The sequence below is a fragment of the Enterococcus sp. DIV0901a genome (assembly GCF_051711525.1).
Taxonomy (GTDB): domain Bacteria; phylum Bacillota; class Bacilli; order Lactobacillales; family Enterococcaceae; genus Enterococcus_B; species Enterococcus_B faecium.
The window spans coordinates 2,501,223-2,523,801 of the sequence record NZ_JBIOMW010000001.1 but is presented as its reverse complement, the minus strand read 5'-3'; the positions used below and the strand labels follow the sequence as shown (position 1 = coordinate 2,523,801).

The window sequence follows — 22,579 nt, the reverse complement described above, 5'->3', positions numbered from 1 at the left end:
ATGAAAAGTATGACTGGTTTTGGCAAAGCCATCCGCGAAACAAAAGCGTATCAGTTAGATATTGAAATAAAAAGTGTCAACCAGCGTTTTCTAGATGTTCAAATACGAAGTCCTAAAATCCTGAACTTTATTGAAAACGATTTTCGTCAGCTTATTAAACAGCAGTTAAGCCGCGGTCGAATCGAAGTATTTGTGAATCTAGCTTATATTGGCAAAAACGAAAAACAGATCGTCATCAACTGGGAATTGATTGATTCACTTATCACTCAATTGACAGACGGAATTCAACAACGATACGGTAGTCAAAATCAAGTGTCAATTAGTCGGATGGCGGAACGCTTCGCGCTGGACGAAAACTTCGTAACGGTAGAAGAAAAACCGGAAGAGAGCATGGAAGAATTGGCACAGTTAGCTCTAGATACATTGAAAAGCGCACTTGACTCTATTGAGGTGAGTCGAGAAAAAGAAGGTCAAGCTTTAGCTTTAGTGTTGAAAAAGAATACTGAAGAATTCAAAGAAGTACTAAAAAAACTCGATAGTTTTGTAGAAATCTATGAAAAGGAATTTCAAATAAGGTATCAAAAAAAGCTGGAGGAATTTCTTGGAGCGAAAGTCGATGAGCAACGGTTGTTGACGGAGCTAGCCATCTTGTTGGAACGCGGAGATATTCACGAGGAACTGGATCGTCTGGCGATCCATGTACAAAAACTAGATGAACTTATCGAAGCACAATGTCCTGTAGGTCGGGAATTAGATTTCCTGATCCAAGAAATGAATCGGGAAATCAACACGATCGGTTCCAAATCAAATGCAATCGAAATTAAAAATCAAGTCGTCCAGTCTAAGACGATCTTAGAAAAAATCAGAGAACAAGTACAAAATATTGAATGACGAAAGAGGTAGAGATAATGAAATACTATGACGTAACGTTCCACGAATTAAGTGGAAAAACTGTGGTTAAACGGGATATCCCTTCTGAAAAAAACGGCTTTGACGTATGGAAAGATGCCTGTGCAGACTATAATGAGAACGAACTGTTTATTTTGATCAACGACGGTGCTTACGTGACGATGAATCGGAAATTTATTGTTCGAATCGACACAGAAGAGGTAGAAGATCCGACAGAAAAAGCACGTTCTCGAAAAGATGAGATCATGGGTGTAGTGAATACTTTGTCCAATATGGGCTTTTAGCAAGGATGCTGAACAAAGAAATACAATAAATAATCAGAATTGGATTTCTTCGCTTAGCTTCTTTGCTCTAGGAATACATTTAAAGGTTGTGACAAAATTCGTGTCACAATCTTTTTTTATTTTGAATAAGTGATGTTCAAAAACCATTTTCTCGGTATTAAGCCAAATTTATGCAAAAATGTGAGAAACTATTTTCACAAAATTTTTCTTCATACTCGAAACTAATCGGCTTCTTCACGACCTCTTATACACGGCGTTCAAAAGCTTGCATCTGCGGTAATAAGCCCAACCAAACGAAAAACATGAGAAGCTGTTTATGTTTGGCTGTTCTTATTACTTGATGCAGGACAGCTTTTTTACGACCTCTTGGTACAGGGTAGCTTTTTTACCAATTTCTAGCTATAATTAAAGATAACCTTGAAAGTTGCAGAAAAAAAGTGCAAAATAAACGATAAGTACAAAAAGACTAGTTGAAAGGACGTCGTCATGTCAGAGCGTGGATTATTAATCGTGTTGTCTGGTCCATCCGGTGTAGGAAAAGGCACAGTACGAAAAGCAATTTTTGAGAGTGAGGATAATGATTTTCAGTATTCGATCTCAATGACTACCCGTAAAATGCGTGAAGGGGAGGTCGAAGGCGTTGATTATTTCTTCCGAAGCAAAGAAGAGTTTGAATCAATGATCGAAGCTGGAGAGATGCTGGAATACGCAGAATATGTCGGGAATTATTATGGAACTCCTTTGTCATATGTCAACAAGACATTGGATGAAGGAAAAGATGTTTTCTTGGAGATTGAAGTCCAAGGAGCAAAACAAGTCAAAGAAAAAGTGCCCGATGGTGTATTCATCTTTTTGACTCCGCCAGATTTAGCGGAATTAAAATCACGGATCGTAGGCCGAGGAACAGATGCAGATGAAGTAATCGAAGAACGAATGAAAGTTGCAAAAGAAGAAATCGAAATGATGGCTCTTTACGACTATGCTGTTGTAAATGATGAAGTGCCGCTAGCAGTTGAACGAATCAAAAACATTATTGCCAGTGAACATTTTCGAGTAGATCGCGTAATCGGTAAATATATTAAAATGTTAAAGGAGATGTAGTCTTATGATGTTAAAACCTTCAATTGACTCACTATTAGATCGTGTAAATTCAAAATATTCTCTAGTGATTTTAGCAAGTAAACGCGCGCATGAATTGGATGCAAGTGCACAGCCTACTCTAGATTCTTTTGATTCAGTAAAAAGCGTCGGTCAAGCTTTAGAAGAAATCGATGCAGGAAATGTAGTCAATGATCCACATCCTGAATTAAAACGTGAACGTTTGAAGATGGAAGAAGAGGAACGTCAAGCACAAAAAGAGCGTGAACAACACGAATTGGAATCACGTATCCGTGAAGAGCAAAAAATGTAATAAAGAAAAATAGAGCGAACATCTAAAAAGAAAAGCAAACCCAGCTGTTTCCTTTTCAAACATTCGCCACTTATTGTCTGGTAGAAAAGGCTGTGTCTGAACTTTTTGACACAGTTCTTTTTTTTCTTATCTGCTGTTAATTTTTTGTTAGGATTTGGCAGAAAATAAGACAAATCCATCGATCTCTAGTAAAATAGGCAAGGAACTTTTTGTCGCTTGATAAGAAAAGACAAAAAAAGGAGGAAACGAACCATGACATTAACAGCTGAAGTCATTGTGGACGTACCTACTATGCAGACCGATCAGCCATTCACTTATTTGGTTCCCTCTGAAATGGAAACAGCTTTGCAAGTCGGGATGCGAGTAGAAGTCCCTTTTGGTAATGGCAATCGTCATGTCCAAGGATTTGTTATGGCTATCCAAAAATCAGAAGAATCAGCTAATCCATCTTTGAAGGCAGTTATTCGTTTGCTAGACCTTGCTCCGGTGGTCAATGAAGAATTGCTTTCATTAGCTGATTATATGAAAAAAATTACTTACGCATTCAAAATCACTTGTCTACAAACGATGCTTCCGAGTGTGATGAAAGCAGAATATGATAAATTGATCTATCCTTTGGCAGACACACCAGAAGTTCAGGTATTGTTTGATCAGCGGGAAGTGATTTCCTGGAAGGAAGCAGAAGAAGAAGGCAGCCTTTCTCAATTGATTCGCTGGCGCCAAGAGCAATTAGTAGATATCAAATATGAAGTCCATACACGAAATAAAGTAAAAACGATTCGTTTGGTCCGTTCTTTGTTAACTGAAAAGCAAATCGAAGAAGAATGGGCAAAATTACGGCAAAATGCCAAGAAACAAAAAGAACTTCTTTTGTGTTTATCTGAACTAAGCCAAGAAGAACCAATTGCTTATTTCAAAAATAAAGGAATCAGTACTGCTGTCTTGAATCAAGGAAAAGAAAAGGGCTGGCTGGAGTTTATAGAATCAGAACGTTATCGCGACCCTTATAAAGACCGAGTATTTGACCAAACGACGGCATTGGAACTGAATGCAGAACAAAAAAATGCTGTCGAACAAATCATCACAGCAGGTCAGCAGCAAAAAGATCAGGTCTTTTTGCTGGAGGGAATCACTGGCAGCGGGAAAACAGAAGTATATCTTCAGGCAATCGCTGATGTTTTGTCAGAAAATAAAACGGCGATCATGTTAGTGCCTGAAATCGCATTGACTCCGCAAATGGTCGAGCGATTCAAAGGACGCTTCGGAGAATCAGTTGCGGTCTTACATAGCGGACTTTCCCAAGGTGAAAAATATGATGAATGGCGCAAGATTGAGCGGGAAGAAGCGCAAGTAGTAGTAGGCGCACGATCTGCTATTTTTGCCCCGCTGAAAAATATCGGGCTGATCATTATCGATGAAGAACATGAATCAAGTTACAAACAAGATGAGACACCGCGTTATCATGCGAGAGATCTAGCAATTTGGCGCAGTAAATATCATCATTGCCCAATAGTTCTAGGAAGCGCGACGCCCTCTTTAGAATCAAGAGCACGAGCTCAAAAAGGCGTTTATCAGTTATTGCAGTTAAACCACCGAGCCAAAGCAGCTGCACAGCTTCCAGCTATTGAGATCGTAGATATGCGTGAAGAGTTTCAGAATCATCGGACCTCTACTTTTTCTGCTAATTTGCAGGAAAAAATACAAAATCGATTAGACAAAAAAGAACAAACTGTCCTACTGCTCAATCGTCGAGGATATTCGTCTTTTGTGATGTGTAGGGACTGTGGATTTGTTCTTCCATGTCCTAATTGCGATATCTCTCTTACACTGCATATGGATACACGTTCAATGCGCTGCCATTATTGCGGACATGAAGAACCTATTCCCAATCGCTGTCCTAATTGTGGCGGCAATAAAATCCGCTACTATGGAACAGGTACTCAAAAAGTAGAAGAGGAACTCCGAGAACTTTATCCGCAAGCTAGGATTTTGCGTATGGATGTAGATACCACTCGAAGAAAAGGGGCACACGAACAGATTTTACAAAAATTCGGTGCAAAAGAAGCAGATATATTATTAGGGACACAAATGATTGCTAAAGGTTTGGACTTTCCAGAAGTGACATTAGTTGGGGTGTTGAATGCTGATACCTCCCTGAATTTACCGGATTTTCGTTCTAGTGAGCATACATTCCAATTGCTTACCCAAGTTTCAGGACGAGCAGGGCGAGCGGAAAAAGCAGGCGAAGTCGTGATCCAAACATTCAATCCTCAACATTACGCCATAGAATTGGCTAAAAAACAAAATTATGAGCAGTTTTATCAGCAGGAAATGCATGTACGGCATCGTGGAGGCTATCCTCCTTATTACTTTACTGTGAAAATAACCGCCAGCCATCCTGAAGAACAAGTAGCGGCAAAGAAAATCTTTCAGATTGCCAATCAGCTAAAAGAAGTGTTAAGCCCTCAAAGCTTGCTATTAGGGCCAACGCCCAGCATGATTTTGAGAGTGAAAAACCGATATTATTATCAACTAATCATCAAATATAAACATGAACCGAATCTTCCTCATGTTTTGGATGAAATTTTGAATGGAAGCCAGAAAGAACAGCGACAAGGTCTTTTTGTGGCAATTGACAACGAACCATTAAACTTTATTTAAGAAAGGGCCAAATTATGCGCTATCCTATATTGATCCACCCTAATGATAAATTAAAAAGAACTGCTCAGCCAATCGATGTAATCACGGACGAGACAATCGCTTTATTAGACAATTTATATGAGACAATGATTGCGAATGACGGAATAGGGATCGCTGCTCCTCAAGTAGGACAAAACAAGAGAATTGCTGTGATCGAAGTAGATGAAGGCGAGAAATTTGAACTGATTAACCCAGAAATCATCGAAGCAAAAGGTGAAAGCCTTGACGTAGAAGGTTGTCTCAGTATTCCGCATGTCTATGGAACGGTCAAGCGAGCAGATGAAGTGACCGTGCGTTATTATGATCGAGACGGAGAAGAGATAGAAGTGACGGCTTTTGGCTATTTAGCCCGTGCCTTCCAGCATGAAATCGATCACTTAGACGGTATCTTGTTCATTGAGAAAATGATACAGCAGATCCCGGAAGAAGAACTTGAAGAATATATGGAGGAACATCTTGATGACTAAGCTAGTATTTATGGGCACACCTGCTTTTTCTGTGCCGATTCTTGAAGGGCTGATAGAATCAGGTTACGAGATCCAGGCAGTGGTAACACAGCCCGACCGTCCAGTTGGGCGGAAACGAGTAATTACGCCGACACCGGTAAAAGAAGCGGCTCTGAAGCACGGTATCCGTGTGCTGCAGCCAGAGAAAATCTCCGGTTCGCCAGAAATGGAAGAAATCATTGAATTGGCGCCTGATGTGATCGTCACTGCGGCATTTGGCCAATTCTTGCCTGAAAAGTTATTGCAAGTACCAAAATTAGGGGCAATCAATGTCCATGCTTCTTTACTTCCTAAATATCGGGGAGGTGCGCCTGTTCATTATGCCATCATGAATGGGGAGAAAGAAACTGGTGTAACGATCATGGAAATGATCAAAAAAATGGATGCAGGCGGAATCTATGCGCAAGAAAGCATACCAATCACTAAACAAGATGATGTAGGGACGATGTTTGAAAAGCTTAGCCTTTTAGGAAGAAAGCTATTGCTAGAAACATTGCCCAATATTTTGGATGGACAAAAACCAGTACCTCAAGACGAGTCAGAAGCAACTTTTTCGCCAAACATCACACGGGAACAAGAAGCAATCGATTGGCATAAAACTGCAGAAGAAATTGACAACCAAGTACGCGGAATGCGTCCTTGGCCAATTGCATTCACGACCTATGAGGGCATACGCTGGAAATTATTATCGGTTGAAGTATTGGCAGAAACTACAGACAAAGCACCTGGTACGATCATCCGGAAAGACAAAAAAAATCTATGGATTGCTTGCGGTAAACAGACCGTCTTAGCTATCAATGAATTACAGCCAGCTGGTAAAGGAAAACAGGCCGTACATGATTTCCTTAACGGAAGCGGTCAGCAAGTTCAGATTGGTCAGCAGGTGAAATAATGAAAAAAATCCCTAAAAAAATGAAAAAATCAGTACGATATATGGCATTACTGACATTAGAGCGAGTGAACAAGGGTGGCGCCTACTCGAATCTTTTGTTGAATGAGATGATCAAACAAAGCGAGCTAAATCAAAAAGATGTGGGTTTATTTACAGAATTGATCTACGGGACGATTAGCCATCAGCGACTATTGGAATTTTACGTTGCACCATTGATCGCTAAAGCAAAAAAAGTGGATGACTGGGTCAAGACGCTTCTTTATCTTTCTGTATACCAATTAGAATTTTTAGATAAAGTCCCTGCACATGCTATTTTAAACGAGGCGGTCGAAATCGCAAAAGTAAAAGGAAATCCTGGGACAGGGAAATTTGTAAATGGTGTCTTGAGGAATTATCAGCGTCAAGGAGCACCAGATCTGCAAGGCATTGCTGATCCTATCGAAAGACTTTCTGTCAAAATCAGCCTGCCTCTATGGATGACGAAACGACTGGTGGATCAAATCGGATACGAAGAAACTGAAAAGCTCGGTTTATCGCTATATCAGCCTAGCCATGCTAGTGCCCGAGTAGATACACGCCGACTTTCCAGAGATCAGGCCATCACTGTCTTGCAAGAAGAAGAGATCACAGCTGAAAAAAGCCAAGTCAGTCCATACGGTATAGTAGCGAAAAAAGGGCATTTAGCTTCTAGCTCATTGTTCCACGATGGCGTCATGACGATCCAAGATGAAAGTTCGATGCTTGTAGCGCCGTCTATGCAAATCGAGCCTGAACATCATGTCTTAGATGCCTGTGCAGCACCCGGAGGTAAGACGACGCATATTGCTTCTTTTTTAGATCCGTCATGCGGTGGAGAAGTGGTCGCTTTAGATGTACATGAACACAAAGTCAAACTCATTGAAGATAATGCAGCACGTCTAGGTGTCTCTTCTGCTGTCTACGCTCAAAAGATGGATGCTAGAGAAGTCAGTAAACAGTTCGAAGCAGAGCTGTTTGATCGGATTTTAGTAGACGCGCCTTGTTCAGGTCTTGGGCTGCTTCGGCGAAAACCAGATATTCGTTATAAAAAACAGCCGGATGAATTAGCGAATTTACCAAAAATCCAATTGGAAATTTTAGAAAGCTGCGCACCAGCTTTAAAGTCTTCCGGTATTCTGACTTATAGTACTTGTACGATCTTAAAAGAAGAAAACCAAGACGTTGTTTCTGCTTTCTTGGAAAGACACCCTGATTTTGAGAGGATTGATGTTTTGACCAATCCTATGCTACAATCATCAATCGAAGAGAAAATGTTGACTTTGTATCCGCATCAGTTTTACACAGATGGATTTTTCATTTGTTGTTTGCGCAAAAAGTAATGAGGTGAAAAAATGCAGATTGAATATCAATCAGATGTAGGAAGACGACGTAACACAAATCAAGACTATGCCAGTGTATTTACCAGCCGTTCAGGTCTCAAGCTTGCTGTATTAGCAGACGGGATGGGTGGTCATCGTGCCGGAGACATTGCCAGTCAGATGGCGGTAACGAATCTAGGCGAAGCTTGGGAAAAACAAGAAGCTGTTGACGATGAAAAAATCGCCCAATGGTTCATTCAATCGATTCAAGAAGAAAATATGCTGATTTATCAGCGTGGACAAGAACAGCCGGAATATAACGGTATGGGAACAACAATCGTAGCGGCCGCTCTGTCAGATGACTGGTTCACGATTGCCAATGTTGGGGATAGCAGAGCTTATTTGATTCGTGAAGATAAAATCATGCAATTGACGGAGGATCATTCTTTAGTCAATGAACTAGTCAAATCAGGAGAAATCAGCGAAGAAATGGCAGTGAACCATCCAAGGAAAAATATTTTAACACGTTCTGTCGGCATGCCTGGAACAGTCGAAGTAGATGTTTCTACTCATCTTTGGCAACTAAAAGATCGACTGCTGTTATGTTCAGATGGCTTGACGAACATGCTGTCTGAAGAAGAAATAGGAACGATCATCAATCAAGAAGGCCCATTGTCTCATAAAGTAACTGAGCTGATTGATCGTGCCAATGAAGCAGGCGGAGCGGATAATATCACCGTTCTTCTTATCGAATATAAGGAGGACAGTGTATGATCGAGTTGGGAAAAAAATTAAATGGCCGTTATCAAATCACTGGAAATATCGGTAGCGGTGGTATGGCAAATGTATTTTTGGCGCACGATTTAATCTTGGATCGTGATGTCGCAGTTAAAGTCTTACGATTTGACTTTCAAAATGACCAGACTGCGATTCGACGATTTCAGAGAGAAGCTTTAGCAGCAACAGAGCTCGTTCATCCAAACATTGTTAGTGTTTACGATGTTGGTGAAGAAGACAACATGCAGTATCTGGTGATGGAATACGTCAAAGGAATGGACTTGAAACGATATATCCAAACACATTATCCTGTTCCTTATGAAACAGCAGTAAATATTATGCAGCAGATCCTTTCTGCTATTTCTTTAGCTCATAACCATCAAATCATCCACCGAGATTTGAAACCCCAAAACGTACTGATCGATAATGAAGGTGTTGTAAAAATCACGGATTTCGGGATTGCTATCGCTTTATCTGAAACATCGATCACGCAGACGAATACGATGCTAGGATCTGTTCATTATCTGTCCCCTGAGCAGGCCAGAGGAAGTATGGCAACGAAGCAGTCAGATATTTATGCTTTAGGGATCATCCTTTACGAGATGTTGACGGGTAGCGTACCGTTTGATGGTGAATCTGCTGTAACAATTGCTTTAAAACATTTTCAAGATGATCTTCCATCTATAAAAGCACTTGATCCAAATGTGCCACAAGCACTGGAAAACGTGATTTTACGGGCAACGGCTAAAGAACCTGCAGACCGTTATAAGTCAGCCGAGGAAATGTCTGATGATCTTTCTACAGTATTATCACCAGCTCGTGCAAACGAAGAAAAATGGCAGCCTCATGTGATGGATAATGAAACAAAAGTTATCACACCCCTTACGGAAGATGCACCAATGCCTGATTCATTCAAATCTATGCCTCTGCCAAAAGACAAGCCAGAAAACGAAACCTTACCAGAGGAGGAAGAAGTTCTGCCTGATCCTAAAAAGAAAGGACAGAAAAAATGGTGGCTGATCCTATTAGCTATTCTTGCTGTTTTAGGAATCGGAACAGCTGTATTCTTTGCTTCTGGCGGGCGAGGAGAAGTTGTTGTTCCTGATGTTTCTGATCTTTCTGAAGCTTCTGCTAGAGAAACACTCGCAAAAGCGAAATTAGAAGTAGCAACAAAAACAGAAGAAATTGCAGATGACAAAATCGAAGAAGGTAATGTAGTGAAGACAGACCCGGCAGCGGGAACGACAGTCAAGCAAAAACGCGAAGTCACTCTGTATATTAGTAGCGGCACGAAAAAAATCAAATTAGATGATTACAGTGGTAAAAGTTATGAAGATGCCGAAGCAAGTTTGAAAGAACTAGGGTTTTCTGCTGACTTGATTCAAAAAGAAGAGGAATTCAGTTCAGAGGTAGAAAGCGGAATGATCATTTCGCAATCTCCATCAGAAGATACAGAAGTCGATCCTAAAACAGACACGATTACTTTCACAGTCAGCAAAGGACCAGAAACAGTGACTTTGAGTAGTCATGTAGGAGAAAACTACGAAACTGTTCGTAACTGGCTTGTTACACAAGGATTCAATATCAATAATATTAGTGCTACTTATGACTATAGCGACACTGTACCATCAGGTTCGATCATCAGTCAGGATCCAGCCTCGGGTGAAGTTGTAGCAGAAGAAACTTACATCAATTTTGTCGTAAGCCAAGGAACAGAGCCTAAATTGAATGATATCTCCGGCTATACAAAAAGCGAAGCACAAAGTTATTTAGCTAGTGTCGGTGCAGAATATATCGGGCATGAGACTTCCGAATATTCAAACACGGTGGATAAAGATAAAGTGATTCGTACAGTACCAGGGGCAGGAACGACAATTACCAAAGGAATGGTTGTGAACGTAATTTACTCTAAAGGACCAGATCCAGCGTCTTCTAGTTCTGAAAAAGACTCTTCAGACAGTTCTAGCAGCTCAAGTAGCTCCAGTAGCACAAGCAACTCTTCAAAAGAAGAATCTTCCAGCTCCACAAGTTCATCAGCTAGCACCTCAGAAAGTTCAAAATAAGTGCTGAATAAAATATATCAGAAGGGAATGCGACATTGATTTGTTGCATTCTCTTTTTTGTGTTTCTATCTCTTTTGATCAATTTTCAAGCCTTATACTTTGAGAAGTTTGCATGGAATAACACCTACTTTCCTCTTCGTATGGTAAAATAAACAAAAACGGAGGTGGCACTTATCAAAGGACAAATCAGAAAAGCAATCAGCGGTTTTTACTATGTATACGCAAACGGAGAGACCTATCAAACAAGAGGAAGAGGAAATTTCCGGAATCGGAAAATCACGCCGCTTGTCGGAGATCAGGTGATCTTTGAGAGTGAAAATCAAACAGACGGCTATCTTCTGGAAATCTTGCCGAGAAAAAATCAATTAGTTCGCCCACCAGTCACAAATGTTGATCTTGGAATCATTGTCACAAGTATCGTAGAGCCTGCATTTTCTTATAATCTACTTGACCGCTTTCTAGTTACCTTGGAATACGAGTCGATCGAACCGATTATTTTTTTGACAAAGACCGACTTGTCAGACGACCCAGAAAAAATCGAAGAGATCAAGCAAACCTATACTAAAATAGGCTATCCGGTGATTGTACCCAATCATACGGGTGATACGACAGAACTGATCCGTTACTTCCCAGAACGGCTATCGGTCTTTATGGGTCAGTCTGGAGCAGGAAAATCGACGCTACTGAATCAAATATCACCGGAACTGAATTTAGCAACAGGAGAGATTTCTGATGCACTTGGAAGAGGACGGCATACAACACGTCATGTGGAACTGATTCCTATCTATGGCGGGTTAGTAGCAGATACACCAGGATTTAGCTCGATTGACTTTTTGACAATTGAAGCAGGAGAACTGCCGAGACAATTTCCTGAATTTGTAGAAGCTTCTGTCCATTGCAAATTTAGAGAGTGCATGCATGCTAAAGAACCTGGCTGCGAAGTAAAACATAGAGTAGAAACAGGTGGTATCGCACAGACACGTTACGACAATTATTTGCAATTCTTACAAGAAATCGAAAAAAGAAAACCAATGTATGCAAAAAAAGAAGGTAAACGAAAATAGGAGGAAACAAGAATGAAGATAGCACCATCCATTTTGAGTGCAGATTTTGCCAATTTACAAAGAGACATTGAGTTAGTGGAAAAAGGAGGCGCAGATTACATCCACGTAGATGTAATGGATGGCCAATTTGTCCCAAATATCACATTAGGGCCAAATATTGTTCAGGCAATCCGTCCTGTTACTAAATTACCGTTAGACGTCCATCTGATGATCGTTGATCCAGAAAACTACATTCCAGCATTTGCAAAAGCTGGAGCAGATATCATTACTGTCCACGTCGAAGCAACTCCTCATATTCATCGGGCACTTCAAATGACAAAAAGCTTAGGAGTTAAAGCTGGAGTAGTTATCAATCCAGGAACACCAGTCTCCATGATCAAACATGTTTTGCCTTTGGCTGATCAAGTACTAGTCATGACTGTCAATCCTGGGTTCGGCGGACAAAGCTTTATTGAAGAAACAGTAGAAAAAATTACGGAACTCGCTGATCTACGTAGAGAGAACAATTGGACTTATGCAATCGAAGTAGATGGCGGAATCGTTCCAGAAACAGCAAAAATCTGTAAAGATGCAGGGGCGGATGTCTTCGTTGCAGGATCATATATCTATGGAGCCGAAAATCCAGTCGGACAAATCGAACGATTAAAAGAGGCATTAGACTAAATGAAAATTTTATTAGCTGCTGGAGGTAATCCGCAAAACTGGCCGCAGTCTCTGCTGTCCAAATACGATGCCTATGTCGGGATAGACCGTGGTGCGCTGTACCTGCTTCAAGCAGGCTACCCAGTAGATCTGGCAGTGGGTGATTTTGATTCATTGTCGAACGAAGAGCAGAAGGAAGTATTTGCAAAAGCCAAAGAGTATACCCGTTCCCCTGCAGAAAAAGACGATACAGATACACAGTTAGGTATCTTAAAAACATTTGAACGTTACCCGCAAGCGGAAGTCACTTTGATTGGAGCTACGGGCGGAAGATTGGATCATCTTTTAGCCAATCTCTGGTTAGGTATGGAACCTCGCTTCAAACCCTTTGCCCATCAGCTTATTATCAGAGATTGTCAAAATTATTTGTCTTATTATTTGCCTGGAGAGCATATAGTAAGACAGATACCAGATATGAAGTATTTAGCTTATTGCTGCTTGACTCCCGTCTCGAATCTTACATTAAAAGGCAGCAAGTATGTATTGGAAAATAAAGAAGTAGAATATCCGACATCTTATGCAAGTAACGAATTTCTTTCAGATACCGCAGAATTTTCTTTTTCAGATGGTATGATTGCAGTTATTCAAAGCAAAGATTGATCCATAAACAAATAAAAAAATTTGTCTTTCAGGCTAAAAATGACAGAAGCTATTATTTGCTAAAAAAAAGCTTAAGAGGAGCAACTTACCTTTTGTTTCACGGCATTTAGTGATAAAATTGAACACAAGAGTCTAATTAATTCGAGGTGTCTTTGTGAAGAAGTTCAATCCTAATAAAAATATTATTATTACCTTGGTTATTGTTATCATCGTGGTGACGATACTAAGTGTGACCGCTGCGCAGCGAGCGAATGAAGGAAAGCCCAATTTCTTCCAATCCATCGTTAATGACAGTGTTGCAATGGTTGATAAAACAATCTCTGCCCCAGTACGGTGGGTACGAAATGGAGTAGATTCTGTCCATAATCTTTTTTCAACTTATGCCGAAAATGAGCGGCTAAAAGAAAAAATCGATAGCTATGATGACGTTTCACAGCAAAACAAGAATTACGAGAGAGAAATCGAATCGTTGAAAAAAGAACTTGAGTTGAATCAGACGCTGACTAGTTACGAAAAAGTAACGGCAAATGTCATTACTCGTTCGCCTGACAGTTGGCAGGACATGCTGATCGTAGACAAGGGTTCTAAAGACGGTATCGAAGCAAATATGGCAGTCATGTCGCAAAAAGGATTGATTGGCCGAGTGATCGAGGTCAATACGGCTTCGTCTAAAATCGAATTACTGTCATCCTCTAATGAAAGCTCCAATCATTTTCCAGTACGGGTATCTTCGGCTAATGGCGAAGCGTTTGGTTTGCTTAAAAACTATGATGAAAAGCTCCATGCCTTAGTGGTGACCCAATTAACTGGTGATACGGATATCAAAGAAGGGGATGTTGTCCAGACATCCGGTCTTGGAGGGAATTCTCCAGCTAACTTGCCGATCGGTACGGTTATTAAAACGAAACCAGATAGTTATGGGCTGGATCGGGAAGTTTATGTGAAACCTTATGCAGAAATGTATGACGTGTCAGTTGTGACGATTGTCCAACGGCTAGCGGAGGATTAGTCCATGTTGAAGAAAGAAACAATGAAGTACTATCTGCCAATCGTTTTGTTCTTTTTGATGTTGATAGATGGTCATTTAACAAGAATGCTAGGGGAGTGGTCGAAAGGCACCTATATGTCAAATGCCCACTTTCTGATATTGGCATTATTATGTTGCAGTATGGCGTTTGAAAAACGTTATTTACTGATTACCACGATTGTTCTCGGGGCTATCTATGACGCTTACTATATTGGCGTTATCGGTATCTATGCAGTAGCTCTCCCTTTAATTGTATGGTTGATGTATGTAATGAAAGACGTTATCCATGTCAACATCTTTACTGAATTTTTCAGTATGATCATCTTTGTCACGGGTTATGAATTGTTTACGATGGTGGTCCAGTTGATTTTTAAATTAGCAGTAGTAAATAACACGTATTTTATTACAAGGTTTTTAGGACCTACACTGCTGTTGAACATGATTATATTTGTATTATTCATTTTTCCATTTAAGAAATTATTCAGTGATGAATAATTTCTTTTTTTATTTTTAGGTCGAAAGCGAAAAAGAATCGTTGTTATCTTAAGAAATGCTAGACTTAACGCGGCTTTTTCATGATCATTTTCTGAAACGAACAGTTTTGTCATTTTTAAAAGTTGTTTTGAAACATTTTTGTAACATAACTATTATATCGTTGACATACTGCTATGGTACAATTTTTGTATCGTTAAGAAAGACTTAAATATATTTAGATATTTATTAAATTAAGCCAGTCGGAGGAATGAAGAGTGAAAAAGAGTTTAATATCAGCAGTAATGGTATGTTCAATGACCTTGACTGCCGTAGCATCACCGATCGCTGCCGCGGCGGACGATTTTGATTCTCAGATACAACAGCAAGATCAAAAGATTGCAGACTTGAAAAATCAACAAGCAGATGCACAATCACAAATCGATGCCTTAGAAAGCCAAGTTTCTGAAATCAATACACAAGCACAAGACCTATTAGCAAAACAAGATACATTGCGTCAAGAATCTGCACAATTAGTAAAAGACATTGCAGATTTACAAGAACGTATTGAAAAACGTGAAGATACAATCCAAAAACAAGCACGCGAAGCACAAGTAAGCAACACAAGCTCAAACTACATCGATGCTGTATTGAATGCTGAATCATTAGCAGATGCTATTGGACGCGTTCAAGCAATGACAACGATGGTAAAAGCAAACAACGACTTGATGGAACAACAAAAACAAGATAAAAAAGCTGTAGAAGACAAAAAAGCTGAAAACGATGCTAAACTAAAAGAATTAGCTGAAAACCAAGCTGCTTTGGAATCTCAAAAAGGCGATCTTTTATCTAAACAAGCTGATTTGAACGTACTGAAAACTTCATTAGCTGCTGAACAAGCAACTGCTGAAGACAAGAAAGCTGACTTGAACCGTCAAAAAGCTGAAGCTGAAGCAGAGCAAGCTCGTATTCGTGAACAACAACGTCTAGCAGAACAAGCTCGTCAACAAGCTGCACAAGAAAAAGCTGAAAAAGAAGCACGCGAACAAGCAGAAGCTGAAGCACAAGCACAAGCTACTCAAGCTTCATCTACTGCACAAAGCTCAGCAACAGAAGAATCATCAGCTACACAATCTTCAATGACTGAAGAATCATCATCAGCTACACAATCTTCAGCAACAGAAGAATCAACAACACCTGAATCTTCAACAGAAGAATCAACAGCGCCTGAATCTTCAGCAACAGAAGAATCAACAACAGCGCCTGAATCTTCAGCAACAGAAGAATCAACAACAGTGCCTGAATCTTCAACAACAGAAGAATCAACAACTGTACCTGAATCTTCAACAGAAGAATCAACAACACCTGCGCCTACAACACCATCAACAGATCAAAGTGTTGATACAGGAAACGGCACAGGAAGTAGTACTCCGGCTCCAACGCCAACACCAACACCTGAACAACCAAAACCTGTAACACCTGCTCCAGCTCCTTCTGGAAGTGTGAATGGTGCAGCAATCGTAGCAGAAGCTTACAAATATATTGGTACTCCATATGTTTGGGGCGGTAAAGATCCAAGTGGCTTTGACTGCTCAGGGTTCACACGCTATGTTTACATGCAAGTAACTGGTCGTGACATCGGTGGTTGGACAGTTCCTCAAGAATCAGCTGGAACAAAAATTTCAGTTTCTCAAGCAAAAGCTGGAGACTTGTTATTCTGGGGGTCACAAGGCGGAACTTACCACGTAGCGATTGCTTTAGGCGGAGGACAATATATCCATGCTCCTCAACCAGGCGAAAGCGTAAAAGTTGGTTCAGTTCAATGGTTTGCCCCTGACTTTGCTGTCAGCATGTAAGAATGATTAATCAAAAAGAGTTAGCCCATTCTGGACTAACTCTTTTTTTATTGTGATAAAATAGAAATCAGATAAATTCTTCTGTCAATTCCATGAACGTTTGGATATCTTCAGTCACCATGTCGATACCTGCTTGCCAAAAATCTGGTTGGGTAAGATCGACATTCAAATGTTTCTTCGCAAGATCTTCCGTCGTCATTGAGGCAGTATCGCGTAGTAAATGGATATATTCTTCTTCAAAATTTGCTCCCTTTTGGTTGGCGTAAGCATAGATGCCCAAACTAAAGAGGTAGCCAAATGTGTATGGGAAGTTATAAAACGGTACGTCATCAATAAAGAAATGCAATTTTGCAGCCCAGAAATATGGATGGTAAGTAGCTAAAGCTCCTTGATAGCCTTCTTTTTGCGCCTCAACCATCATCTCTGTGATCTTATCTTCTGAGACTAATCCTTCTTGCCGTGCTTCATAGAATCGATTTTCAAAAATGAATCGGGAATGGATATTCATGAACATAGCTAAAGCATTTTGCAGTTTTGTATCTAGCAAATTGATTTTTTCTTCTTTTGTTTTTGCGACTTTTAATGTAGCATCGGCTACGATCAGTTCTGCGAATGTACTTGCTGTTTCTGCGACATTCATGGCATATTCGCGATTTAAAGAAGGTAAATCCCACATCGTGCTGCTATGGAAAGCATGTCCTAGTTCATGAGCAAGTGTCGCAACCTCATTAACAGAATTACTGTAGGTCATAAAGATCCTTGATTCTTTTGTTTCTGGTAACTCAGTACAATAACCACCAGGACGTTTCCCAGGACGATCTTCTGCTTCGATCCAGCTCTTTTCAAAAGCAGATTGGGCAAATTTAGCCATTTTTGGACTGAATTTGTTAAAGTTTTCGATAATAAATGCTGCTGCTTCGTCAAAACTAAAGGTTTTTTCTTTCAAATCGCCTAAAATAATAGGTGCATCTTGATCTTGCCATTCCATTTTTTCTTTACCGAAAAGATTAGCTTTTCTAGTCAAGTAATCAACAAGGGGTTGTTTGTTTTTCTGGATTGTATCCCACATGACAGACAATGTTTCTTTCTTCAACCGATTGTACTCTAATGGTTTTTGTAGAAAATCTGTGACACCATGAAGTTCATAGTCAGAAAGTCTAAAACCATCTAAATGATTCAAAGTATCCGTGAAGAGGGGTGCCTTTTCTTTCCAGGCTTCTTCCCATGCTGCGAAAAGTGTTTCTCTGACTTTTGGATCTGGATCGCCCATCATCTTATTGAAGGCTTGTCCAGCAGATAATTCGACTACTTGTCCATCTTGTTCGAAGGGAATCGAAATGCTGGCTACAATCGTATCATAATGACTGCTCCAAGCATTTAGACCATCTAAAGAAAGCGTATTTATAATGTTTTCTTCAGCTTCCGATAATAATTGTGAGCCATCACGACGAATCTCGTTTAAACGAAAAGCAATTGTTTCAAACGAAGATTGAGAAAGCATCTGATTCCAATCATTGTCAGATATTTCTGCAAATTTCTTTGACAATACAGTTTCGGCTGATTGCAGACGAGGCAGCATTGCGTAAAGCTTGCCCGATAAGACCTTTGCATCTGAATCATTGACATTGGCAGAAAGCAATGCAGTAATATAGCTGCTGCATTGGGTAAAGCCATTCGTAATCGTTTCTTGCAATTGAAGAATAGCGTTTAACTGCTCTGCATTGTCAGAACTAGGTGACCATTTTGTTACGCGGTGATAATACTCGTTCATTTGGTCTTCCAATTGCTTCATCCGTTGGTTCAAAGCATCAGAATGACTGCCTCCGGAAAAAATAGAATCTAGATTCCAATTTAATGAATAACTCATGAAAAAACTCCCTTCATATTGTAATACAAAATTAAGTATAGCACTTTTTTATGGAAGAAGTCTCTATGAAAATGATTGTTGTTTCTTCAAAAAAAGTCTAAGATAAAATACAGAGGTGACTTATGAATTCTTCAAAAAAACAAATGAAAAACGGAAATATTTATTTAGTAATCGCACTGATAGTCGTTATAATCTTATTTTACAGTTCTTCTCAAACTTACGGACAGCAATCACAAGTTTCGCGATTAGAAAGCTGGCTGCCTAATCAGCCATTTAAAGACACATTAGCGGGTATACGTTTTAATTATGGTGGAAGTATGGTGAGTATCGACCATCTGGGCTACGCCAAATTTTTAGAGTTCTTTTTAAGGAAGGGCGCACATTTCGGTACCTATTTTATTTTGGGAGGCAGCTTGTTTTTAGGTGTTTTCCCCAAACTAAAAATTTGGTGGCTAACAGCGATCCTTGCTTGGCTTTCAGCAACAGGGTACGCAGGTTTGGACGAATTCCATCAGATGATGACCGGTGGACGAACACCTATGTTCCAAGATGTCATGTTGGATTCGATCGGTGCTCTGACTGCTGTGATATTATGTGTGCTTTTTGCGGCATTCAAGAAGCGTTTATAGATTGGCTGTGGCTTTGTTTTTTTGTGAAATAGTACTAGAATAGAAGTGTATTCTCAAAAGAACAAGGGAGGAAAAATCATGTCAGGACATAGTAAATGGCATAATATCCAAGGAAGAAAAAATGCCCAAGATGCAAAACGAGGGAAAGTCTTTCAGAAACTTTCTCGTGAAATTTATATGGCAGCTAAAGCAGGCGGTCCTGATCCATCTATGAATCCAGCTTTGCGGCTTGTTGTGGACAAAGCAAAAGCTGCAAATATGCCTAACGACAATGTGGAACGGGCGATTAAAAAGGCTACGAGTGCCGTAGATGAAACGAATTACGATGAAATCACGTATGAAGGATATGGTCCGGGTGGAGTAGGAATCTTAGTCCATGCATTGACAGATAACCGTAATCGGACAGCGACAAATGTCCGAGTAGCTTTTACTCGAAACGGTGGATCACTGGGAGAAACGGGTTCAGTCAGTTACTTGTTTGACCGCAAAGGATATATCGCTATTGAACGCGATGGGTTGACTGTTGATGAAGAGACGATGTTTGAGGATGTATTAGAGGCGGGGGCAGAAGATCTGCAAACTTCTCCTGAAGTATTCGAGATTTATACTGCACCAGAAGATTTTGCTGCTGTACGAGATGAGTTGGAAAAAGAGTTCACTTTGGCGCAAGCAGAATTGACGATGATTCCACAAACGACGATTGATTTAAATGAGGAACAAAAAGAGCAATTGGAACGTCTAGTAGATAAGCTAGAAGACGATGATGATGTTTCAGAAGTCTTTACTGCTGCTGAAATGTAAGTAGCACATGGTTAGATAATAAAAAGAAAGCACCTGTACCAATCGTACGGGTGCTTTCTTTTTATATATTATTTTTGTTAGAAGACCAATACAGGCGTTCCTTTTTCGACCATCCCGAATAATTCCTTCATTACACTTGGTGGGGTGTTGATGCAGCCGTGTGAACCGCGGGTTTTCCATAGGTCTCCACCGTATTCAGGTTGCCAGTCTGAATCGTGGATACCAACACCTGTCCAGTCAATCGGCATCCAGTAGTTTACCGGACTCTCGTAAGGTGTTCCATCGTCATTTGTTCCTTTTAAAGTTGCATCTTCTTCTTTATTCCAAACATAGAAGACTCCAGCAGGTGTAGGTGTAGTTGGCTTTCCGGAAACGATATCTGTTTCAAGGGCCACTTTTCCGTCTTTGTAATACCACATATGCTGGTTCTCCAGATCAACTTCGATATACGTATCTTCGATCAATGGATGATCAGCGGTTGTGCCACCTTGCACAATGGGTGAACGAGTAAAATCTTGGCCTGCCAGAATCGCTTTTTTCAATGCTTCTGTCTCACTGTCTGTTTGGATCGTCCAACTGTAAGTGCCAACTGGGACCGTAACTTCTCCTCTTTTTGTACTTTTAAATTTTGTGTCATTCGTACTTGTGTTATACTTTGTGCCTAAATCTGTTACATATTGACGTACTTGTTCTGTATCTAAATCGACTTTTCCATCATTGTAGGTCAGCCAACTCATAATATCACTTGATGGGATCTGGAAAGTCTCACCGTTTATACTGTAAGTAGCTTTTACATTTGCGATAGCATTCATGGATGCGAGTTGTTCTTTCAGTGAGCTGTCTTCAGATGTTACTTTTGGTTTTTCTTTGAATTCAGTCAATTCAATTGTATCTTTACCAGAGTTTACCGCACTTTTTAATTGTTTGACCGCAGCATCGACGTCGATCGTATTTCCATTGACTTCAGGCTTGATAACGAAAGAGTCACCTGCTTTTTCGATCGTTGCATCAGTAGTAGGTGTCCGGTCTTTGTTCAAATCAGTCAGCTTAGTTGTCAATGTCTGAACGGTAGTGTCTAGTTTTTGGTGGTTTTGACTGACAGGATCTATTTCTTGTTTTTCTGCCGCTGAGACATAAGTCATTCCCCAAGTCCATCCGTTTTGTTCATTTAGGATCGGAGAAAGCTCCGAAGTGAAATCATCTTTGTAGCCGAGCTCGGATTTTGGTACTTCCTGCCAGACTTTTCCATCTTCTTTAATAGCCAGTTTTTTATCAGAATAAGCTTCTTTTAATTTTTCATTTGCTTTTTCGACTGTTAGATTGCTGACATTTATTCCATTTATTTCTGTATTCGGCAAAAAATGCTTTGTGTAGTATGTACTGCGATAGGTATAAAAGCTGATCAGCACTAAGAGAACACCAAGAGCTGAAAGCAAAGCAACATGTTTCGATTTTTTTCGATGCGAAGATCTTGTCATATCGACAACTCCTTAAGTAAAAGTTTAGGGTGGAACGGTCTCATGATAGCATAATTTAGAGGAAAAGACGAAGGTTATCTCTACTTTATGAAAAAATTTAGAAACCATAAGGGTGATAAAATAAAAAAACGGAAAACACCGAATAGATGTTTTCCGTCATGTTCAAAGATTATTCAGCGTCTAGTTTAGCAAAAGCTTCATCTAGAATTTCTTTTAATTGCTTAGCAGAAGCAGCCATACGGTCTTGCTCGCTGTCACTTAAAGGAATTTCGATTACTTTTTGGATACCTTGACGGTTGATAACAGCAGGTGCACCAATGTAGATGTCGTTCAATCCATATTCGCCATTCATGAATACTGATAAAGGAAGAACAGCATTTTCATCATCTAAGATGGCACGAGTGATACGTGCTAATGCTACTGCGATACCATAGAAAGTAGCGCCTTTTTTCTCGATAATTGTGTAAGCAGCGTCACGTACGCCAAAGAATAGGTTAACCATAGCTTCTTCATCGATTTCTGGGTTGTTTTTTACCCATTCATAGATTTGCAAGCCGGCAACATTTGCATGTGACCAAACTGGGAATTCTGAATCTCCGTGTTCACCTAAGATGTAAGCATGGACGTTACGTGCATCAACGTCAACTAATTCCGCAAGTGCTTGACGGAAACGAGCTGAGTCAAGAGAGGTACCTGAACCGATTACGCGTTCTTTAGGGAAACCTGAGAATTTCCAAGTTGAGTAAGTCAAAATATCTACTGGGTTAGCGGCAACTAAAAAGATACCGTTAAATCCTGATTCAACGATTTGTGTGACAACATCGCGGTTGATTTTTAGGTTTTTGTTTACTAAGTCTAAACGAGTTTCACCTGGTTTTTGTGGTGCGCCAGCTGTAATAACAACTAAGTCAGCATCATGTGCGTCTGCGTAAGTAGCAGAATAGATTTTTTTAGGTGAAGTAAATGCCAAAGCGTGAGACAAGTCAATTGCGTCTCCTTCAGTTTTAGCAGTATTGATATCCACGATACCTACTTCTTGAGCGATATTTTGAGTAACTAGAGCAAAGGCATAGCTAGAACCTACGGCGCCGTCTCCAACAAGAATAACTTTTTGATGATCTTTTTTTTCTGCAGCTGCAGTCATTTAGTATCAATCCTTCCATTGATTTGTTTTTTCCCATGCTTATGCTAACATTTCTCAAGCC

General features: G+C 40.1%; 21 protein-coding genes. 18 read left to right on the top strand and 3 right to left on the bottom strand.

Annotated features, from left to right (window positions below; genetic code table 11):
* The 16 genes from IGL70_RS12150 (at position 1) to IGL70_RS12075 (ending at position 16,599) form a co-directional block, all read left to right on the top strand.
* Positions 1-891, top strand: a complete 891-nt coding sequence (locus tag IGL70_RS12150; protein ID WP_002301205.1) for a YicC/YloC family endoribonuclease — start codon at positions 1-3, stop codon at positions 889-891.
* 17 nt (positions 892-908) lie between these two features.
* Complete coding sequence (locus tag IGL70_RS12145) at positions 909-1,193, top strand: hypothetical protein (protein ID WP_002287356.1); 285 nt, start codon at positions 909-911, stop codon at positions 1,191-1,193.
* Positions 1,194-1,679: 486 nt separating this feature from the next.
* The gene (gmk, locus tag IGL70_RS12140; RefSeq protein ID WP_002287358.1) at positions 1,680-2,294 is read left to right on the top strand and encodes a guanylate kinase; all 615 of its coding nucleotides are present in this window, start codon (positions 1,680-1,682) and stop codon (positions 2,292-2,294) included.
* Positions 2,295-2,298: 4 nt separating this feature from the next.
* Entirely contained in the window at positions 2,299-2,604 is a 306-nt protein-coding gene (rpoZ, locus tag IGL70_RS12135; RefSeq protein WP_002287365.1) for a DNA-directed RNA polymerase subunit omega, read from the top strand.
* 252 nt (positions 2,605-2,856) lie between these two features.
* Positions 2,857-5,265 carry a primosomal protein N' gene (priA, locus tag IGL70_RS12130; RefSeq protein WP_002287367.1) on the top strand — a complete coding sequence of 803 codons (2,409 nt, stop codon included), beginning with the start codon at positions 2,857-2,859 and terminating at the stop codon, positions 5,263-5,265.
* A 14-nt stretch (positions 5,266-5,279) separates the two neighbouring features.
* Positions 5,280-5,771, top strand: a complete 492-nt coding sequence (gene def / locus IGL70_RS12125) for a peptide deformylase (protein ID WP_002287369.1) — start codon at positions 5,280-5,282, stop codon at positions 5,769-5,771.
* Complete coding sequence (gene fmt / locus IGL70_RS12120) at positions 5,764-6,702, top strand: methionyl-tRNA formyltransferase (protein ID WP_002301208.1); 939 nt, start codon at positions 5,764-5,766, stop codon at positions 6,700-6,702. The genes def and fmt overlap by 8 nt, the downstream gene beginning before the upstream one ends.
* Positions 6,702-8,060, top strand: a complete 1,359-nt coding sequence (gene rsmB, locus IGL70_RS12115; protein ID WP_104873986.1) for a 16S rRNA (cytosine(967)-C(5))-methyltransferase RsmB — start codon at positions 6,702-6,704, stop codon at positions 8,058-8,060. Before fmt ends, rsmB begins: the two co-directional genes overlap by 1 nt.
* Before the next feature lie 12 nt (positions 8,061-8,072).
* Positions 8,073-8,813, top strand: a complete 741-nt coding sequence (locus tag IGL70_RS12110) for a Stp1/IreP family PP2C-type Ser/Thr phosphatase (protein WP_002287376.1) — start codon at positions 8,073-8,075, stop codon at positions 8,811-8,813.
* Complete coding sequence (pknB, locus tag IGL70_RS12105; protein ID WP_002287377.1) at positions 8,810-10,879, top strand: Stk1 family PASTA domain-containing Ser/Thr kinase; 2,070 nt, start codon at positions 8,810-8,812, stop codon at positions 10,877-10,879. The genes IGL70_RS12110 and pknB overlap by 4 nt, the downstream gene beginning before the upstream one ends.
* A gap of 164 nt (positions 10,880-11,043) precedes the next feature.
* Complete coding sequence (gene rsgA, locus IGL70_RS12100) at positions 11,044-11,943, top strand: ribosome small subunit-dependent GTPase A (protein WP_002287379.1); 900 nt, start codon at positions 11,044-11,046, stop codon at positions 11,941-11,943.
* Between the two features lie 12 nt (positions 11,944-11,955).
* Entirely contained in the window at positions 11,956-12,606 is a 651-nt protein-coding gene (rpe, locus tag IGL70_RS12095) for a ribulose-phosphate 3-epimerase (RefSeq protein ID WP_002287380.1), read from the top strand.
* Complete coding sequence (locus tag IGL70_RS12090) at positions 12,607-13,245, top strand: thiamine diphosphokinase (RefSeq protein ID WP_002287382.1); 639 nt, start codon at positions 12,607-12,609, stop codon at positions 13,243-13,245.
* Between the two features lie 154 nt (positions 13,246-13,399).
* Positions 13,400-14,254 (top strand): rod shape-determining protein MreC, encoded by an 855-nt coding sequence (gene mreC / locus IGL70_RS12085; RefSeq protein WP_002298185.1) that lies wholly within the window; start codon positions 13,400-13,402, stop codon positions 14,252-14,254.
* Between the two features lie 3 nt (positions 14,255-14,257).
* Positions 14,258-14,767, top strand: a complete 510-nt coding sequence (gene mreD, locus IGL70_RS12080) for a rod shape-determining protein MreD (protein WP_002287385.1) — start codon at positions 14,258-14,260, stop codon at positions 14,765-14,767.
* Between the two features lie 254 nt (positions 14,768-15,021).
* Positions 15,022-16,599, top strand: a complete 1,578-nt coding sequence (locus tag IGL70_RS12075) for a C40 family peptidase (protein WP_104873988.1) — start codon at positions 15,022-15,024, stop codon at positions 16,597-16,599.
* 67 nt (positions 16,600-16,666) lie between these two features.
* Here IGL70_RS12075 and IGL70_RS12070 read toward each other — a convergent pair whose 3' ends face one another.
* Entirely contained in the window at positions 16,667-18,466 is a 1,800-nt protein-coding gene (locus tag IGL70_RS12070; protein ID WP_002328221.1) for a M3 family oligoendopeptidase, read from the bottom strand.
* 122 nt (positions 18,467-18,588) lie between these two features.
* On the opposite strand from IGL70_RS12070, the gene IGL70_RS12065 reads away from it, so the two are divergent.
* Together IGL70_RS12065 and IGL70_RS12060 are read left to right on the top strand one after the other, a co-directional pair.
* Complete coding sequence (locus IGL70_RS12065) at positions 18,589-19,095, top strand: VanZ family protein (RefSeq protein WP_002287389.1); 507 nt, start codon at positions 18,589-18,591, stop codon at positions 19,093-19,095.
* Between the two features lie 78 nt (positions 19,096-19,173).
* The gene (locus IGL70_RS12060) at positions 19,174-19,896 is read left to right on the top strand and encodes a YebC/PmpR family DNA-binding transcriptional regulator (RefSeq protein WP_002287391.1); all 723 of its coding nucleotides are present in this window, start codon (positions 19,174-19,176) and stop codon (positions 19,894-19,896) included.
* Positions 19,897-19,973: 77 nt separating this feature from the next.
* On the opposite strand, the gene IGL70_RS12055 is transcribed toward IGL70_RS12060, so the two are convergent.
* Both IGL70_RS12055 and IGL70_RS12050 read right to left on the bottom strand, forming a co-directional pair.
* On the bottom strand, positions 19,974-21,374 hold the full coding sequence (locus tag IGL70_RS12055; RefSeq protein ID WP_002298179.1) for a L,D-transpeptidase family protein: 1,401 nt from the start codon (positions 21,372-21,374) through the stop codon (positions 19,974-19,976).
* Between the two features lie 169 nt (positions 21,375-21,543).
* Positions 21,544-22,518, bottom strand: coding sequence for an L-lactate dehydrogenase (locus IGL70_RS12050; protein ID WP_002287399.1), 975 nt, complete (start codon positions 22,516-22,518; stop codon positions 21,544-21,546).
* Positions 22,519-22,579: the final 61 nt, after the last annotated feature.

Bases quoted from the DNA above. Each gene is read 5' to 3' on its own strand.
- IGL70_RS12065 (WP_002287389.1), top strand. From the start codon at position 18,589: ATGAATTCTTCAAAAAAACAAATGAAAAACGGAAATATTTATTTAGTA.
- gmk (WP_002287358.1), top strand. From the start codon at position 1,680: ATGTCAGAGCGTGGATTATTAATCGTGTTGTCTGGTCCATCCGGTGTA.
- pknB (WP_002287377.1), top strand. From the start codon at position 8,810: ATGATCGAGTTGGGAAAAAAATTAAATGGCCGTTATCAAATCACTGGA.
- IGL70_RS12070 (WP_002328221.1), bottom strand. From the start codon at position 18,466: ATGAGTTATTCATTAAATTGGAATCTAGATTCTATTTTTTCCGGAGGC.
- IGL70_RS12090 (WP_002287382.1), top strand. From the start codon at position 12,607: ATGAAAATTTTATTAGCTGCTGGAGGTAATCCGCAAAACTGGCCGCAG.
- priA (WP_002287367.1), top strand. From the start codon at position 2,857: ATGACATTAACAGCTGAAGTCATTGTGGACGTACCTACTATGCAGACC.
- IGL70_RS12150 (WP_002301205.1), top strand. From the start codon at position 1: ATGAAAAGTATGACTGGTTTTGGCAAAGCCATCCGCGAAACAAAAGCG.
- rpe (WP_002287380.1), top strand. From the start codon at position 11,956: ATGAAGATAGCACCATCCATTTTGAGTGCAGATTTTGCCAATTTACAA.
- IGL70_RS12060 (WP_002287391.1), top strand. From the start codon at position 19,174: ATGTCAGGACATAGTAAATGGCATAATATCCAAGGAAGAAAAAATGCC.
- rpoZ (WP_002287365.1), top strand. From the start codon at position 2,299: ATGATGTTAAAACCTTCAATTGACTCACTATTAGATCGTGTAAATTCA.
- rsmB (WP_104873986.1), top strand. From the start codon at position 6,702: ATGAAAAAAATCCCTAAAAAAATGAAAAAATCAGTACGATATATGGCA.
- IGL70_RS12145 (WP_002287356.1), top strand. From the start codon at position 909: ATGAAATACTATGACGTAACGTTCCACGAATTAAGTGGAAAAACTGTG.
- fmt (WP_002301208.1), top strand. From the start codon at position 5,764: ATGACTAAGCTAGTATTTATGGGCACACCTGCTTTTTCTGTGCCGATT.
- IGL70_RS12055 (WP_002298179.1), bottom strand. From the start codon at position 21,374: ATGACAAGATCTTCGCATCGAAAAAAATCGAAACATGTTGCTTTGCTT.
- IGL70_RS12050 (WP_002287399.1), bottom strand. From the start codon at position 22,518: ATGACTGCAGCTGCAGAAAAAAAAGATCATCAAAAAGTTATTCTTGTT.
- mreD (WP_002287385.1), top strand. From the start codon at position 14,258: ATGTTGAAGAAAGAAACAATGAAGTACTATCTGCCAATCGTTTTGTTC.
- def (WP_002287369.1), top strand. From the start codon at position 5,280: ATGCGCTATCCTATATTGATCCACCCTAATGATAAATTAAAAAGAACT.
- IGL70_RS12110 (WP_002287376.1), top strand. From the start codon at position 8,073: ATGCAGATTGAATATCAATCAGATGTAGGAAGACGACGTAACACAAAT.